Annotated in this window: 13 protein-coding genes; 7 read left to right on the forward strand and 6 right to left on the reverse strand. The window is 67.1% G+C overall.

The window, feature by feature from the left end:
- Positions 1–2: 2 nt before the first annotated feature.
- Positions 3–536 (reverse strand): inorganic diphosphatase, encoded by a 534-nt coding sequence (gene ppa, locus SJY12_RS11335; protein WP_397505400.1) that lies wholly within the window; start codon positions 534–536, stop codon positions 3–5.
- 110 nt (positions 537–646) lie between these two features.
- Here ppa and hisS point away from each other — a divergent pair, with 110 nt between their 5' ends.
- The 6 genes from hisS to metK all read left to right on the forward strand — a co-directional run bounded on the left by hisS (position 647) and on the right by metK (position 7,607).
- Positions 647–1,888, forward strand: coding sequence for a histidine--tRNA ligase (gene hisS / locus SJY12_RS11340; protein WP_397505401.1), 1,242 nt, complete (start codon positions 647–649; stop codon positions 1,886–1,888).
- Positions 1,885–2,952 (forward strand): peptide chain release factor 1, encoded by a 1,068-nt coding sequence (prfA, locus tag SJY12_RS11345; RefSeq protein WP_397505402.1) that lies wholly within the window; start codon positions 1,885–1,887, stop codon positions 2,950–2,952. Before hisS ends, prfA begins: the two co-directional genes overlap by 4 nt.
- Positions 2,945–3,793 carry a peptide chain release factor N(5)-glutamine methyltransferase gene (prmC, locus tag SJY12_RS11350; protein WP_397505403.1) on the forward strand — a complete coding sequence of 283 codons (849 nt, stop codon included), beginning with the start codon at positions 2,945–2,947 and terminating at the stop codon, positions 3,791–3,793. Before prfA ends, prmC begins: the two co-directional genes overlap by 8 nt.
- 238 nt (positions 3,794–4,031) lie before the next feature.
- Positions 4,032–4,697 carry a DUF4167 domain-containing protein gene (locus SJY12_RS11355; protein WP_397505404.1) on the forward strand — a complete coding sequence of 222 codons (666 nt, stop codon included), beginning with the start codon at positions 4,032–4,034 and terminating at the stop codon, positions 4,695–4,697.
- Between the two features lie 42 nt (positions 4,698–4,739).
- Complete coding sequence (gene lnt, locus SJY12_RS11360; protein WP_397505405.1) at positions 4,740–6,335, forward strand: apolipoprotein N-acyltransferase; 1,596 nt, start codon at positions 4,740–4,742, stop codon at positions 6,333–6,335.
- Between the two features lie 30 nt (positions 6,336–6,365).
- Positions 6,366–7,607: a methionine adenosyltransferase gene (gene metK, locus SJY12_RS11365; protein ID WP_397505406.1), complete on the forward strand. Its 1,242-nt coding sequence runs from the start codon at positions 6,366–6,368 to the stop codon at positions 7,605–7,607.
- Positions 7,608–7,637: 30 nt separating this feature from the next.
- Here the strand turns inward: metK and SJY12_RS11370 are convergent, their stop codons facing one another.
- The 3 genes from SJY12_RS11370 to SJY12_RS11380 form a co-directional block, all read right to left on the reverse strand.
- On the reverse strand, positions 7,638–8,777 hold the full coding sequence (locus SJY12_RS11370) for a CaiB/BaiF CoA-transferase family protein (protein ID WP_063505527.1): 1,140 nt from the start codon (positions 8,775–8,777) through the stop codon (positions 7,638–7,640).
- 37 nt (positions 8,778–8,814) lie between these two features.
- On the reverse strand, positions 8,815–9,954 hold the full coding sequence (locus SJY12_RS11375) for a nitronate monooxygenase (protein WP_348347272.1): 1,140 nt from the start codon (positions 9,952–9,954) through the stop codon (positions 8,815–8,817).
- A 71-nt stretch (positions 9,955–10,025) separates the two neighbouring features.
- Positions 10,026–10,937: a 5'-nucleotidase, lipoprotein e(P4) family gene (locus SJY12_RS11380; protein WP_397505407.1), complete on the reverse strand. Its 912-nt coding sequence runs from the start codon at positions 10,935–10,937 to the stop codon at positions 10,026–10,028.
- A gap of 488 nt (positions 10,938–11,425) precedes the next feature.
- Between SJY12_RS11380 and SJY12_RS11385 the strand changes: the two genes are divergently transcribed.
- Positions 11,426–13,753, forward strand: a complete 2,328-nt coding sequence (locus SJY12_RS11385) for a CDC48 family AAA ATPase (RefSeq protein ID WP_341859045.1) — start codon at positions 11,426–11,428, stop codon at positions 13,751–13,753.
- A gap of 51 nt (positions 13,754–13,804) precedes the next feature.
- Here SJY12_RS11385 and SJY12_RS11390 read toward each other — a convergent pair whose 3' ends face one another.
- Together SJY12_RS11390 and SJY12_RS11395 are read right to left on the reverse strand one after the other, a co-directional pair.
- Positions 13,805–14,893, reverse strand: a complete 1,089-nt coding sequence (locus SJY12_RS11390) for a mechanosensitive ion channel family protein (RefSeq protein ID WP_397505408.1) — start codon at positions 14,891–14,893, stop codon at positions 13,805–13,807.
- Between the two features lie 39 nt (positions 14,894–14,932).
- On the reverse strand, positions 14,933–16,165 hold the full coding sequence (locus tag SJY12_RS11395; protein WP_348347281.1) for a CHASE3 domain-containing protein: 1,233 nt from the start codon (positions 16,163–16,165) through the stop codon (positions 14,933–14,935).
- Positions 16,166–16,178 lie beyond the last annotated feature (13 nt).

A 16,178-nucleotide genomic window follows, 5' to 3' on the forward strand; every position in this document is an offset into this window, starting at 1 on the left:
CGTTACTTCGCGGCGTTGCAGCGCTCGATGCTTTCGAGCACGATCTGGCGCGCCTCGGCGGCATCGCCCCAATTGCCGATCCGCACCCACTTCTCGCTTTCGAGATCCTTGTAGTGGGTGAAGAAATGCTCGATCTGCTGGAAGATGATGCTCGGCAGGTCCTTCGTTTCGGCGATATCCGAATAATAGGGGAAGGTCGTGTCGACGGGTACGCAGATCAGCTTCTCGTTGCCGCCATGCTCGTCTTCCAGATTGAGCACGCCGATCGGGCGGGCGCGCACGACGCAGCCGGGAATGAAGGGCGAGCGGGCGATGACCAGCGCGTCGAGCGGATCGCCGTCGGGGCTGAGCGTGTGCGGGACGAAGCCGTAATTCGCGGGATAGCGCATCGGCGTGTGCAGGATGCGGTCGACGAACAGCGCGCCGCTGGCCTTGTCGAATTCGTATTTCACCGGTTCGCCGCCGGTCGGCACCTCGATGATGACATTGAGGCTCTCGGGCGGATTGTCTCCGGTCGGGATGTTTTCGATGCGCATGGACTGTCTTCTTTGATTGGCGGGCGATTTCTCGCGCCGGAAAGGCTTGCGCGCGCCGATAGCGCCCCCGTCATATTGCGGCAACCGCCTTCCTCGCCTAAGCGCGCGCCATGGCAAAGACACCCCAGGCAATTCGCGGCACGCAAGACATCTTCGGCGCCGACGCCGAGGCATTCGCATTCGTGGTCGAGGCATTCGAGCGCGTGCGTAAACTCTATCGCTTCCGCCGCGTCGAAATGCCCGTGTTCGAAAAGACCGAAGTGTTCAGCCGCGCGATCGGCGAAACGACCGACGTGGTCAGTAAGGAAATGTATTCCTTCGACGATCGCGGCGGCGAGAGCCTGACGCTGCGCCCCGAATTCACCGCGGGGATCGCGCGCGCCTTCCTGTCGAACGGATGGCAGCAGCACGCGCCGGTCAAGCTGGCGACGCATGGCCCGCTGTTTCGTTACGAGCGCCCGCAGAAAGGGCGCTATCGCCAGTTCCACCAGATCGACGCGGAAATCATCGGCGCTGGTGAACCGCAGGCCGATGTAGAACTGCTCGCCATGGCCGACCAGCTGCTCAAGGAACTCGGCATCACCGGCGTGACGCTGCATCTCAACACGCTGGGCGATGGCGACAGCCGCGAAGCCTGGCGCGCCGCGCTGGTCGAGTATTTCCTTGGCGTGAAGGACGAATTGTCGGAGGATTCGCAGGAGCGGCTGGAGAAGAACCCGCTGCGCATTCTCGACAGCAAGGACCGCCGCGACCAGAAATTCTTCGCCGACGCGCCCAAGATCGACCAGTTCCTGTCGGACGATGCGCGCGCCTTCTTCGACGCGGTCACCAGCGGGCTGGATGCGGCAGGGGTCAAGTGGCAGCGCGCCGAAAGCCTCGTCCGCGGGCTCGACTATTATCGCCACACCGCCTTCGAATTCATCCCCGACAAGGGCAGCGAGGCCGCGGGCAAGCTCGGCAGCCAGAGCACGATCCTGGGCGGCGGGCGCTACGATGGCCTGATGGAAAGTCTCGGCGGCGCGCCCACCCCGGCGGTCGGCTGGGCCGCGGGGATCGAGCGGCTGGCCATGCTGGTGGGGGACAGGGCCGAACCCAATGCGGACGCCATAGTCGTGGTCGAAAACGACGGCGCGATGGACGCCGCGATCGCTGCGCTCGGCACGCTCCGCCGCGGCGGCCTCACTGTCGAACTGTTCGCATCCGGCAGCCCGCGCAAGCGGTTCGACAAGGCGGTCAAGGCGGGGGCCGAGGCGATCGTCGCCTTCGACCTACGCGACGGTGCGCCCGCACGGCGGATTAAGGCCGACGATGCCGCCACTGCGCGCCTCGAGGCGCTGCTCGGCCGCTCATGAGCATCCCCGCCGAACGCCTCGACCAGATCGCCCACCGCTTCGCCGAGCTCGAGGCGCGGATGGCGTCGGGCCAGCTGGAAGGGGACGCCTTCGTCCAGGCCAGCCGCGACTATGCCGAGCTTGAGCCCGTGGCCAGGGTCGCCGCCGAAGTGCGGTCGGCGCGCGAGGAGATTGCCAGCCTCGAGGAGATGCTCGCCGATCCGGAAATGAAGGCGATGGCCGAGGAGGAGCTGGCCGAGCTGCGCCAGCGCCTGCCCGCGGCCGAGCGCCAGTTGGCCATCGCCATGCTTCCCCGGGACAGCGCCGATGCCAAGCCCGCCATGCTCGAAATCCGCGCCGGCACCGGCGGCGACGAGGCGGCGCTGTTCGCGGGCGATCTCTACCGCATGTACGAACGCTTCGCCGCCGAGCAGGGCTGGAAGGTCGAGCCGGTCAGCATGAGCGCGTCCGAGGTCGGCGGCTTCAAGGAAGTGGTCGCCAATGTCACCGGCAACGGGGTCTTCGCCAAGCTCAAGTTCGAAAGCGGCGTCCACCGCGTGCAGCGCGTGCCCGAAACCGAAAGCGGCGGGCGGATCCATACCTCCGCCGCGACCGTGGCCGTGCTGCCCGAACCCGACGAGGTCGACGTGCAGATCGACGCGGGCGACCTCAAGATCGATACCTACCGCGCCAGCGGGGCGGGCGGACAGCACGTCAACACCACCGACAGCGCAATCCGCATCACGCATTTGCCGACCAATACGGTGGTCACCTGCCAGGACGGCCGCAGCCAGCACAAGAACCGCGAGAAGGCGATGCAGGTGCTGCGCGCGCGGTTGTTCGAACAGCAGCGCGAGGCGACCGAGGGCGCCGAGGCCGAGGCGCGCAAGGCGATGGTCGGCTCGGGCGACCGGTCCGAACGCATCCGCACCTACAATTTCCCGCAGGGCCGCGTGACCGACCACCGGATCGGGCTGACGCTGCACAAGCTGCCCGAAATCATCGCCGGACCGGGTCTTGGCGAACTGGTCGATGCGCTCATCGCCGAGGACGAGGCCAAGCGGCTCGCCACGCTGAGTGACTGAGCCCGGACCGGCCAGCGTGGCCGCTGCGATCCGCGCTGCGGCCGAGCGGCTGGGCGCGACCAGCGATACCGCGCGGCTCGACGCCGAACTGCTGATGGCGCATGTTCTGGAGACGTCGCGCTCGCAGATGCTGCTGACCCGGATGCGCGACGATGCCGCCCCGCATGCCGCCGCATTCGCGCGGCTGGTCAATCGGCGCGCCGCGCACGAACCGGTGGCGCACTTGCTGGGCGAGCAGGAGTTTTACGGGCTCCCTTTCGCAGTATCGCCTGCCACGCTGATCCCGCGCGGCGACAGCGAAACGATCGTCGAGGCGGCGCTCGAACACGCGGCCGCCGACGCGCGCGTGCTTGACATGGGAACGGGATCGGGGGCGCTGCTGCTGGCCTTCCTGCACGAGCGCCCGTCGGCAACGGGGATCGGCATCGATGCCTCGGCGCAGGCGCTGGCCGTGGCGCAGCGGAACAGCGCTGCGCTGGGCCTGGCGGAGCGCGCGCAGTTCAGGGAAGCGAGCTGGCTGGACAGCGGCTGGGCCGATGCGCTCGGCCGGTTCGACCTCGTGCTGTGCAACCCGCCCTATGTCGAAACTGGCGCCCGGCTCGATCCGGATGTGCGCGATTACGAGCCGGCTTCCGCGCTGTTCGCCGGACCCGAGGGGCTTGACGACTATCGCGCGATCATCCCGCAGCTTGGCAAGCTGCTTGCGCCAGGCGGTGTCGCAGTGCTCGAAATCGGGGCGGCACAAGGGCAGGCGGTGCGTGCGCTGGCGAGCGAATCGGGCTATACGGTGGCGCTGCGCCGCGATATCGGCGGACGCGACCGGGCGCTGATTCTCACTTAGGGCTTGGCAAAGCCGATTCGACCCTTTACCTCTGGCCACAGGCCAGTGGTGCGCGGGTAACGCTTCCCACCGGTTCCAGCTCCGACATTGCAGTTACGGTACGAGGCTTCGGCCCCGTATACCTTGCACAAAATGGAGCACGCGAGCTGCGACAAGCGCAGTCGCGCAAGGGGTCACGCGGCCATATGCGCACCGGTTGTAAGGTGCGCGCCGCGCATTGAATAAGGACCAGCTACCCTTGAACAATAATCGCAATAACCGTCGTCGTGGACGCGGTAACCGCAATCAGGGCGGGGCCAATTCGGCCAATCGGATCGATAGTCGTGCCCGGGGCAATGCTCCGCAGTTGCTCGAAAAGTACAAGAAGCTTGCCCAGGACGCCCAGCACAATGGCGACCGGGTTCAGGCCGAATACTATCTCCAGTTCGCCGACCATTATTTCCGCGTCCTCGCCGACAACAAGGCCCGCCAGGAAGAATCCAAGGGCAAGCGGCCGGACGATCGCGGCCAGAACCAGTCGGATGACGACGGGGACGAGGACGATGGTGACGATCGCCGCGGCAATCGCCGGCAGCCGCGCAGTCGCCGCGACGATGCCGAAGATGGCAATCGCAAGCCGCGCGCGCGGCGGCCGAAGAACGACGATCAGAACGACGACAGCGAGTTCGAATCGTCGGACAATCCCTTCACGCGCCGCGACGACGAGGACGAAGCGCCCAAGAAGCGCCGTGCCCCGCGCAAGGTGAAGAAGGCCGACGACGCCAATCCCGCCGGCGGCGAGATCGACGCGGCGGTGCTGCCGCCTTCGATCGGCGCAAGCGAATCCGCGGGCGACGACAAGCCGACCCCGCGTTGCCGCAAGCGCAAGCAGGACGATGAGAGCGAAGTGGGCGCGGTCGGCTGATCGCGCTTGCACCTCTGCTTTGACTGACTAAGGGGCAAGCCGATGGAGAAACTCCCCGGCTTGGCCCGTTCTCACCCGCAAATCGCCGCCCTCGTGCTGGGCGGCCTGTCGGCCCTGGGCTTCCAGCCGTTCCACCTCTGGCCTGTGGGGCTTGCGGCGGTCGGCGCGTTCGGCTGGCTGGCGTGGCGCGCCACCGGATGGCGCTCGGCGCTGCTTGCCGGTTGGCTGTTCGGCCTCGCCCATTTCACCATCACCAACAACTGGATCGCCACCGCCTTTACCTATCAGGCGGAAATGCCTGCCATTCTCGGCTGGGCCGCGGCGCCGCTGCTGTCGCTCTACCTCGCCATATGGCCGGCGCTCGCGACCTGCGTCGCGTGGTGCGCCGCGCGCCGGCACGGGCTGCTCACCTTCGCGCTGGTATTCGGCGCGATGTGGATCGGCGCGGAATGGCTGCGCAGCTGGGTCTTCAGCGGCTATGCCTGGGGTCCGCTGTCGATGATGGTGCTGGGCCCGTGGGACCGCCCCGGACTGGCGGCGGCGCTGCCCTTTACCGGCAGTTACGCGCTGTCGGGGCTGGTGGCCGGCGCCGCGGTACTGCTTGCCGACCTGCTGCGCACCCGGCGCTGGCTTGCCTTGGCAGGTGCCGCAGCTGCCCTTGCCATACTGGTTTATCTGCCGGCCGGTGAGCCGCGCGAAGGAACGGTGCCGCTCACGCTGGTCCAGCCCAACCTGGGGCAGGACGAGATCAATGACGCCGCGCGCTTCGAAGAGCAGTTCCAGCGCATCGCCGCGCTCAGCGTGCCGCGGGAAGCGCGTCCCAACCGGCTCGTCCTGTGGCCCGAAAGCGGTGTTCCGGACTATCTGCGCGATGGTTATCCGCAGCGCTATTACACCCAGATGACCGCCGGGGGCGACCCGGCCTTCGCGCGCGCCAGGATCGGGCGCGTGATCGGCGCCGACAGCCTGCTGCTGACCGGGATGGTCGATCTCGAGATCGACATGGTCGAGGGCCGTGAACGCGCTGTGGCCGCGTACAATTCGATCGCATCGATCGATCCGGCCGGACGGCTGGGCGAACGCTATGCCAAGGCGCATCTGGTCCCCTATGGCGAATACCTGCCGATGCGCGACTGGCTCGAACCGCTCGGCCTCTCGCGGCTCGTCGCAGGGACGCTCGATTTCATTCCCGGCCCCGGTCCGCTGAGCCAGGATCTCGGCCCCTTCGGCAAGGCGGGGATGCAGATCTGCTACGAGATCGTCTTCTCGGGCGAAGTGGTCGACCGCACGGACCGGCCCGATTACATCTTCAACCCATCCAACGATGGCTGGTTCGGGGCCTGGGGCCCGCCGCAGCATCTGGCGCAGGCGCGGATGCGCGCGGCGGAGGAAGGGCTGCCGGTACTGCGTTCGACGACCACCGGGATCAGCGCCGTGATCGACGCACGCGGGGTGGTGCGCGACCATATCTGGCGCAATGTGGCCGGGCGGATCGATACAGTGGTGCCGCCACCGGCGCCGCCCACATGGTTCGCGCAGGCGGGGCACTGGTTGACGCTCGTCTGGGCTATCGGACTGCTGGCACTATCGCTGGTTGCCATGCGCCGCGCGGAAGGCTACCCCGCACAGAACACATAAAGATTTCTTTATATCGGGATTTGCTCGTTCATGCGCACCAGTTTTCTCTTCACCTCCGAGAGCGTCTCCGAGGGCCATCCCGACAAGGTGTCCGACCAGATTTCGGATGCGATCGTCGATTTGATGTTGGCCAAGGATCCCGAAGCCCGCGTGGCCTGCGAAACGATGACGACGACCCAGCGGGTGATCCTCTCGGGCGAGATCCGCTGCGCGCCGATGTACAACGCCAACAATCCCGACTGGGCCGAAAACGGGGGCTGGGCCCCCGGCGCGAAGGAAGAAATCGAGAAAGCGGTGCGCCGCACGGTGCGCGAAATCGGCTATGAGCAGGACGGGTTCCACTGGCAGACGCTGACCTTCGAAAACCACCTGCACGGCCAGTCTTCCGAAATCGCGCAGGGCGTCGATGCGGCGGGCAACAAGGACGAAGGCGCCGGTGACCAGGGCATCATGTTCGGCTTCGCCTGCGATGAAACGCCTGACTACATGCCTGCGCCGCTCGACTACAGCCACAAGATCCTCGAACGGCTCGCGGCGGATCGCAAGAGCGGCGCTGCGCCGTTCCTCGAACCCGATGCGAAGAGCCAGGTCACGCTGCGCTACGAGAACGGCAAGCCGGTGGCCTGCACTGCCGTCGTCGTGTCGACCCAGCATGCCAAGGGTTACCACGAAGGCGCCAGGGAGGCCGAGCTCAAGGCCTATGTCAAAGGCGTGATCGGCGACATCCTGCCCGACGGATGGATCACCGACGAGACCGAGTGGCATATCAACCCCACTGGCGCGTTCGAGATCGGCGGGCCCGACGGCGATGCCGGGCTGACCGGGCGCAAGATCATCGTCGACACCTATGGCGGCGCGGCCCCGCATGGCGGCGGTGCGTTCAGCGGCAAGGATCCGACCAAGGTCGATCGCTCGGCCGCCTATATCACGCGCTACCTGGCGAAGAACATCGTCGCGGCGGGGCTTGCGCGGCGCTGCACCATCCAGCTGTCCTACGCGATCGGCGTGTCCAAGCCGCTCTCGCTCTATGTCGATACGCATGGCACCAGCGCCGCCGGAGTGACCGATGAAGCGCTCGAGGAAGCGATCCGCAGCATTGAAAAGCTGGGCGGGCTGACCCCGCGCGGGATCCGCACGCACCTCGGCCTCAACAAGCCGATATACCGCCAGAGCGCCGCCTATGGCCACTTCGGGCGGCAGGCCGATGGCGAACATTTTCCTTGGGAACGCCTCGATCTGGGCGACGATCTGAAGGCCGCGCTGGCAGGCTAGCCGCCCTCCCGGCCGGACGCGGCGGGCGCGCTAGCCGTGTTCGCCCTTGCGCGGGCTGGGGTGGTCGAGCGCAAGTTCGGCGCCGGAGAAAGTGAACGGGCTGCGTACGCCGGCGATGCCGTCCAGCTCGATCCGCATGCCCCGCTCGCGCACTTGCGGATCGGCGAACACCGCGTCGATCGGGTTGATCGGTCCGGCGGGGATGCCCGCCTCGCCGCATGCGCCAAGCAGTTCCGCCAATTGCCACTTGCCGGTCTCCGCAGCGATCATGGCGTCGAGCTCCGCGCGGTTGGCGAGGCGGCTTTCATTGGTGGCGAAGCGTTCGTCGCCCAGCAGGTCGCCGCGCCCGAGCAGCGCGAGCAGCCGCCGGAACAGCCCGTCATTCGCAGGCGCCAGCACCACCTTGCCATCGGCGACCGGGAAGACGCCATAGGCGCTCACCTGGGCATGCTCATTGCCCATCCGCGGCGGATTCTCGCCAGTGGTGAAAAAATGCGTTGCCTGGCTGGCGAGCAGGCCGACCGAACAATCGAGCAGCGCCATGTCGACATGCTGTCCGCGACCGGTGCGTTCGCGCATGGCCAGCGCGGCCTGGATGCCGATCACCGAATACAGCCCGCAGGTGAGGTCGGAAATGGAGATGCCCATCTTCATCGGCTGGCCCGCCGGTTCGCCGGTCAGCGCCATGAACCCGCTCATCGCCTGCACGACGAAATCGTATCCCGCCTCATGCGCGCGCGGCCCGGTCTGGCCGAAACCGGTGATCGAGCAATAGACGAGCCCTTGGTTGGCCGCGGACAGCGCGGCGTAGTCGAGCCCGAACTTGGCCAGCGTGCCGGTCTTGAAATTCTCCAGCACGACATCCGCCGAAGCGGCCAGTTCTGCGACGCGCGCAAGATCGCCCGCGTCCCTGAAATCGGCCACGATGCTGCGCTTTCCGCGATTGGCGGCATGGTAATAGGCCGCCTCGCGGTCGCCGTTCTCGCGCTCGATCCACGGCGGGCCCCACAACCGCGTGCCGTCGCCATCGGGGCTTTCGACCTTGATGACGTCGGCCCCGAGATCGGCGAGGATCTGCCCCGCCCAGGGGCCGGCGAGCACCCGCGCCAGTTCGAGGACCTTGAGCCCGGCGAGGGGGGCATTCGGATTGCGCGGAGCGTCGAGCCACATGCCGCGCGGCTTGGGCGGGCAGCGCGCGGGGGTCAAGTCACTCGATGCCCGCAGCTGCTGCCAGGCCGCTTGCCGCCTCGAGGAATTCCTCGCGGAAGTCCTGCACCACCTGGCGGCTCGAGCGTACCTGTTCGACCAGCCCGACGCCCTGGCCGACGAAGTAGCTGACCAGTTCGCGCGCATTGTCATTGCCCGCAGCGGCCTCGCGTTCGATCCGCGCGAAGGCGGGTTCGGAGACCATGCCCATCAGCGGCATGGGCAGCGTCCCCGGGCCCTGCGGATCTTCCCATGCCGCATGCCACGGCGTTTTCAGCTGGCGTGCAGGCTTGCCCGTGCGGCTGCGCGAGCGGACGGTATCGCGGCTGCGCGCGGCGACCATCTTGTCGCGGAACGCTTCGCTGGTCTCGGCCTCGGGCGTCGCCAGCCAGACCGATCCGGTCCACGCGCCCTGCGCGCCCGCCGCCATCATTCCCGCCATCTGTCCGCCGGTCATGATCCCGCCCGCGGCAAGCACCGGGATATCGTGCCCGCGCCGCGCCAGTTCCCGCACGACTTCGGGGATCAGCACCAGGGTCGACACTTCGCCGCAATGCCCGCCGGCCTCGGTGCCCTGCGCGACGATGATGTCGACGCCCGCCTCGGCCTGCCGGATGGCGTGTTCTTTCGCCCCGACCAGCGCCGCCACGGGGACGCCGCGCCGCTTCCCTTCGGCAATCATGGCAGCAGGCGCGATACCCAGCGCATTGGCGATCAGCCTGATCGGATGGCGAAAGGCGACCTCCATCAAGGCGAGGCCGTTTTCGGGCGTGATGCCCATGCGTTCGGGCAGGATCTTGAGTTCGGGCTCGGGGGCGATGCCGTAATCGCCCAGCACCGAATTGACGAAACCCTGATAGGCCGGATCGATGGCCTGCGCGCGGCTCCGGTTGTCCGCCAGCGTGCGGACTGCCGGATCGACCACCTCGGGCACCAGCACATCGACGCCATAGGGCGCGCCATCGACATGGGCATCGATCCAGTCGAGCTCCTCTTCGAGCTGTTCGGGGGTAAAACGGGTGGCGCCGAGGACGCCGAAGCCGCCCGCCTTGCTGACCGCGGCGACGACATCGCGGCAGTGGCTGAAGGCGAACAGCGGGAATTCGGCGCCGGTCAGGGCGCAGACGCGGTTCATGGTCATGGGTGTCTCCTCTTCCGCGGCCACCCTATGCCCAAGCCGGTGCGGTGCAAGCGATGTCTAGCGCGGTGCCCTCATTGCGCGATGTCGCTTGCCGCAGGCTGCCAGCGCGCGTCGGGGGGGAACACCTCGTCCAGCGTACCTTCCTGCCATGCGCCATAGACCGGGTTGGGCATCAGGAACCAGCCATTGCCCCACAGCTGCGCATAGGTGCCCCGCGCCACCATTGCCCGGCGCGCTGCGATGGCGCTTTCGTCCGCGTTGAAGACATCGGCGAAGTCTCCGAGATTGTCGCCCGCCATCGCAATGACGCAATAGCTCTGCGCGATCCGCGCGCGGCGGCCGTCCTTGCGCCCGCCCATGGCATCGTCGCCGCGCAGGAACAGCGTTTCGAGATGCACGGCCGGCCCCGCGCCGGCGGCTTCCAGCGCCGCCACCGTGCCTGCCGCATTCTGCGTATTGCGATTGGTGTTGAAGATCACCGTGATGCCCGCGTCGCGCAGGCGGCGCAGGCCGGTGACCGCGCCGGGAACGGGCTGTGCGATCCCCGCGCCCTCGGCCGACCATTGTGCCCATTCGGCGGGATCGAACGGCTTGCCGCTCAGCGCCTGCCAGTATTCGTAGCCGGTGTTGAGCAGGACGGTCTCGTCGACATCGAACACGGCGGCAAGCGGCTTGATGCCGCCGTCATCCGTTTCGCATGACGGCGTGCCTATGCCGCCCGCCGCGTCCGGCAGGCCCTGCGGAACCGATTGCGGAATCCCGGGCCGGCGCGCGACTGCGATGGCGTGATCGGCGATTTGTCGCCAGGTCTGGATCGAGGCTGCGGCCGCTTCGCCCGAGCCGTAGAGCCAGCGCATGGTATCGGGTGCGGGCCGGTCTTCGCCAGCATTCACCGGCGCGCTGGCCGCCGAGGGGCGGGGGCCGGCAGCGGAACAGCCGCCCAAGGCAAGCGCCCCGGCGGCGAGCAGGAGGAAACGGGTCATGAGGCAATCTCCAGAGCGACGGCTGATGGTGCGGACGCGGCTCTCTGCCATAGCGGGCGTCGGCAATCCATCCGGCTCGCACGATTAGAGCGTGCAGCGCCGCCATTCCAGCGGAGACCCGGTCATGCCCCGATTTCGCCGCTGCCGACTACGCCAGAAAACCGCCGAATTTTGTGCAGCGCAATATCGGCGGCTCTCATCAGCCGAGGATGCCGGACATAAAATCAAGAGGTTGCAGTTCCTTGCATCGACTGTTTGCGGATTTTGCAACAAAACTTGTTCTTTTCGCACTTGCACAAAAGTGGGCGGCCACGCATATCTGCTCGTGCCTTTCAGGCATCCTCTCCCAAGACTTCCAAGCCCGGTTGGTTCGCCAGCCGGGCTTTTTTCTTGCCTGCGGGACCTTCTGTCCGCACCCGCTCATTGCATCGGTACGAACCGGCCCCACCTTGGGCTGTACGACCAACAGGAACGGGAGCCCAGCTCACATGGCCGATGCTGACGCTGCAACGACGGAAGACACGACGAAGGTAAGGCTGCAAGTGGCAGCGGCACGGCAGGAGGAAAGCGGGCAGGGTATCGCCCGCATGCCGCGATCGGCCTTTCAGGCGCTGGGCATCACCGAAGGCGATGTGGTGGAAATCACCGGCAAGCGCACGACCGCGGCGGTCGCGATGGCGGCCTATGACGAAGACCAGACCATCGACGTCGTCCGGCTCGACGGGCTTCAGCGCGGCAATGCGGAAGCCGGCTCGGGCGAACATGTGAATGTCTCGGTTGCCGAATCGCGCCCGGCCACGCGTGTCGTATTCGCGCCCGCGCAGCGCGAGATGCGGCTGCAGGGTCCGGCGCAGGCGCTCAAGCGCAATTTCTTCCGCAAGCCGCTCGTCGCGGGCGATCTCGTCGCCACGACCGGGCAGCAGCCCGTCCAGGATATGCCCCCCGAAGTGCGCCGGATGTTCAATGCCCCGGCCTATGCGCTCACCCAGATCCGGCTCAGCGTGGTGTCCACCAGCCCAAAGGGCATCGTCCATATCGACGAAAACACCGAAGTCGAGCTGCGCGCCGAGTTCGAAGCGCCCCGCGATGCCCGCGCGGTGGTCAATTACGACGATGTCGGGGGGATGGAAGACACCATCCAGCAATTGCGCGAGATGGTCGAATTGCCGCTGCGCTATCCCGAATTGTTCACCCGTCTCGGCGTCGATCCACCCAAGGGCGTGCTGCTGCACGGTCCTCCGGGAACGGGCAAGACGCGGCTGGCGCAGGCGGTCGCCAATGAAAGCGATGCCAATTTCTTCACCATCAATGGCCCCGAGATCATGGGATCGGGCTATGGCGAGAGCGAGAAGGCGCTGCGCGAAGTGTTCGAGCAGGCGACCAAGGACGCGCCTGCCATCGTTTTCATCGACGAGATCGATTCGATTGCGCCCAAGCGCGACCGCGTCCCCGGCGAGGCGGAGAAGCGCCTCGTCGCGCAGCTGCTGACTCTGATGGACGGGCTCGAGGCGCGTTCGAACCTCGTCGTGATTGCCGCAACCAATCGCCCCGACGCGATCGACGAGGCGCTGCGCCGGCCGGGCCGCTTCGACCGCGAAATCGTGATCGGCGTGCCCGACGAACAGGGGCGGCGCGAAATCCTCGGCATCCACACCCGCGGCATGCCCCTGGGCGACAAGGTCGACCTCGCCGAGCTGGCGCGCGCCACTTACGGCTTCGTCGGTGCGGATATCGCCGCGCTCGCGCGCGAGGCCGCGATCGATGCGGTACGCCGGATCATGCCGAAGATCGATCTCGACGAGCGGACGATTCCGCCCGAAGTGCTCGACGAACTCTATGTCGGACGCGAAGACTTCCTCTCGGCGCTGAAGCGCATCCAGCCTTCCGCCATGCGCGAAGTCATGGTGCAGGTGCCCCGGGTCGGCTGGTCCGATATCGGCGGCGTGGGCGACGCGATCGAAAAGCTCAAGGAAGGCATCGAGCTGCCGATGAAGAACCCCGAGGCGTTCCATCGTCTCGGGATCCGGCCCGCGAAGGGCTTCTTGCTCTATGGTCCGCCGGGCACCGGCAAGACGCTGCTGGCCAAGGCCGTCGCCAAGGAAGCCAAGGCGAACTTCATCTCGATGAAAAGCTCGGACCTGCTGTCCAAATGGTATGGCGAAAGCGAACAGCAGATCGCACGCATGTTCAAGCGGGCCCGCGCAGTCGCGCCCTGCGTCGTCTTCATCGACGAGATCGACAGCCTGGTGCCCGCACGTGGCAGCGGGCAGGGCGAACCGCAGGTCACCGGCCGCGTGGTGAACACCATCCTGGCCGAAATGGACGGGCTCGAGGAATTGCAGTCGGTCGTCGTCATCGGCGCGACCAACCGCCCCACGCTGGTCGATCCCGCGCTGCTGCGCCCGGGCCGGTTCGACGAACTGGTTTATGTCGGGACGCCCGACCAGCCGGGACGCGAACAGATCCTCAAGATCCATGCCAAGGACATGCCGATGGCCGCCGATGTCGATCTCGCGGCGGTCGCCGCCAAGACCGTGCGGTTCACGGGCGCGGACCTCGAAGATGTCGTCCGCCGCGCCGGCCTCAATGCCCTGCGCCGCGTCGGCGGCGATGTGGAGGAGGTCGCCGCGCTCGATTTCGCAGAAGCGCTGAAGGATAGCCGCGCGACGGTTACCCCGAAGATGGAAACGGAATACAAGAAGATGCGCGGCGAGCTGAAGAAGCGCGCGGCCGAGGTGCGACCGATCGGGTTCCTCTACGAAGGCATGGTCGAAAGCACGCGCGACGAAAAGCACGGGCCGGACACCACCGGCTGATCGCTACCGGCCGGCCGCAGGTGCCTGCAGCGACCTGCCGGTGAGCGCGGCTTACGGTGTGTTCGGCTCGGCGGCCTTGAGATGCCCGCCGGGCACTTCGAGCCGGTGGCGGATCAGCGCATCGGGCTGGTTCTGCTTGATCCAGGCCAGCATGTGTTCGCGCACGCCGCAGCGCAGGGCCCACAAGTCGCCGATCGTCTCGGCGCTCATCGACAGGCGCAGTTCGATGCTCTCGGGATAGGCGTCGGTCATCAGCAATTGCAGATTGCGCCCGTCCCACAGCTCATGCGCCGAGACATAGCGTTCGAATTCGCTGCGGATCGGTTCGACATCGGTGATCGGGTCGAGATGCAGCATCACCGGTCCGGTCAGCTTCTCGTCGACGCGCGACCAGTTCTCGAAGCTTTCGTCGAGGAACCGAGTGGTGGGCACGACCAGCACGCGCTCGTCCCAGGTGCGGACGGTGACGAAGCTCATGCGGATTTCCTCCACCCGACCGGCCTGGTCGTCGACCTTTACCAGATCGCCGATCCGCAGCGGCTGGGTCAGCGCCATTTGCAGCCCGGCGATCAGCGATTTGAGCGCGGGCTGTGCGGCGGCGCCCACTGCCAGCGCGGCGAGACCCGCCGAGGCCAGCATCGTGGTGCCGACATCGCGGACACCGGGGATGTTGAGCATGATCAGCGAAACGGTGACGATGATGATTCCCACCTTCACCGTCCGCGCCAGGATCGCGATCCGCGTTAGGCGGCCGCGCTGCGCCACCGGATCGCTCGCCGCGCCGACCTGTGCTTCGTAGCCCCGCGCGAGGCCGCGGACCATGGCATAGGCCACCCACCCGATCACCGCGGGCACCAGGAAGCGGGCCAGAAGGTCCCAGCCGCGCCCGACCAGCGCATCGTTTTCGGCCGCCGCAGCGATGGCGAAGGCGATCGCCGCCCAGCGCAGCGGCTTGCGCACCGCTTCGACCACCACATCGTCTAGCGCGCTTTCGGAACTGCGCGTCACGCGCCGGAGCAGGGCGAAGACGATCCAGTGCGCCAGCAGGGCCAGCGCGACCGCGCTGCCGAGCACGATCAGCGTGTGGATCACGCCGTCGTAGGAGATCGGCCAATTGCGGGGATCGTAGCGCTCTAGCATCGGCTCAGGCGGTATGGGCGCGGGCCGCCGATGGCAAGATCAGTCACCGGCGGGAAGCTCGATCGTGACGATCAGCCCGTCGGGGGTGAACTTGCGCTCGAACGTGCCACCGAACTGGCGCGCGGCGCTGGTCATCAGCAGACTGCCGAAGCCGGTGTGCTCGGGTGCATCGCCCAGTTGCGCGCCGGTTTCGCGCCACTCCAGCCTGACCGTCCCGTCCTGTTCGCTCCAGCTGACGTGGACCGTGCCTTCGTCCTTCCAGGCGCCGTATTTGACCGCATTGGTGGTCAGCTCGTGCAGCACCAGGCCGAGGGGGGTCACGCGCTTGGCGGGCAGCATGATTTCGGGCCCGTCGATTTCGGCCGGGTGGTTGCTCGACCGGTAGGGCGCCAGCGAGGTCTCGACCAGCGCGCGCAGCGAGGCCACCGGGCGTTCGAGCTCGCCCTGGCTGACTTCATGCGCGGTGAGCAACGCGCGGATCCGCTGCGCGATGCTGTTGGTGACCTCCTTCGCCTCGGGCTTGTCGCGGGCGCTCATCTGGACGATCGCCAGCACCACCGCGAAAAGGTTCTTCACCCGGTGGTTGAGTTCGCGCGCCAGCAGGTCGGCGCGGTCGCGCGCCTCGCTGACTACCGCGGCCTGCGCCGCTTCGGCTTCGGCGCGTGCCGCGCGCCCGACCAGCCGCGCGCCGGCGAACATGGCGATGATGAGGAACACCAGCAGCGCGCCCAGCAGCGGGAGAACGCGGGCATTGGTACGCGCGGCGTCGGCGCTGTAGGCGGCCAGCGTCTCGTTCTCGATATCCTCCAGTTCGGCGATGGCGCGGTCGAGCCGTTCCATCGTCTCGACTCCCTCGTCGGTGAGAATTGCGCGCCGTGCATCGAGCAGCCGTCCGTTCTCGAGCAATTCGACCCCGGTCGCCATTTCGTCGAACTTGGCGCGGGCCAGCGCATCGATCTTGTCGATCAGTTCGGTCTGCCGCGCGGTCGCGTCCTCGCCGATCAGTTCGCGGATGCGATCAAGCGTCGGGTCGATCTGTTCGCGTCCCGCCTGGTAGGGCGCCAGATACCGCCGGTCGAGCGTGATGAGATAGCCGCGCTGGCCGGTTTCGCCGCTGATCGCGGAACGGCTGACCTGGCGCAGTTCCTCGAGCACCTCGACCGTCCGGCGCACCTGCTCGCGCTGTTCGCGCTCGGCTTCCACGGTCTGGTAGACCAGGAACAGCGTGGCGAACATCGCGGCGGCAATCACCCCGAGCAGGACGACATTCATCCACCGCGGATCG

It is taken from the genome of Qipengyuania sp. R86523 (assembly GCF_044596365.1).
Taxonomy (GTDB): Bacteria; Pseudomonadota; Alphaproteobacteria; order Sphingomonadales; family Sphingomonadaceae; genus Qipengyuania; species Qipengyuania citrea.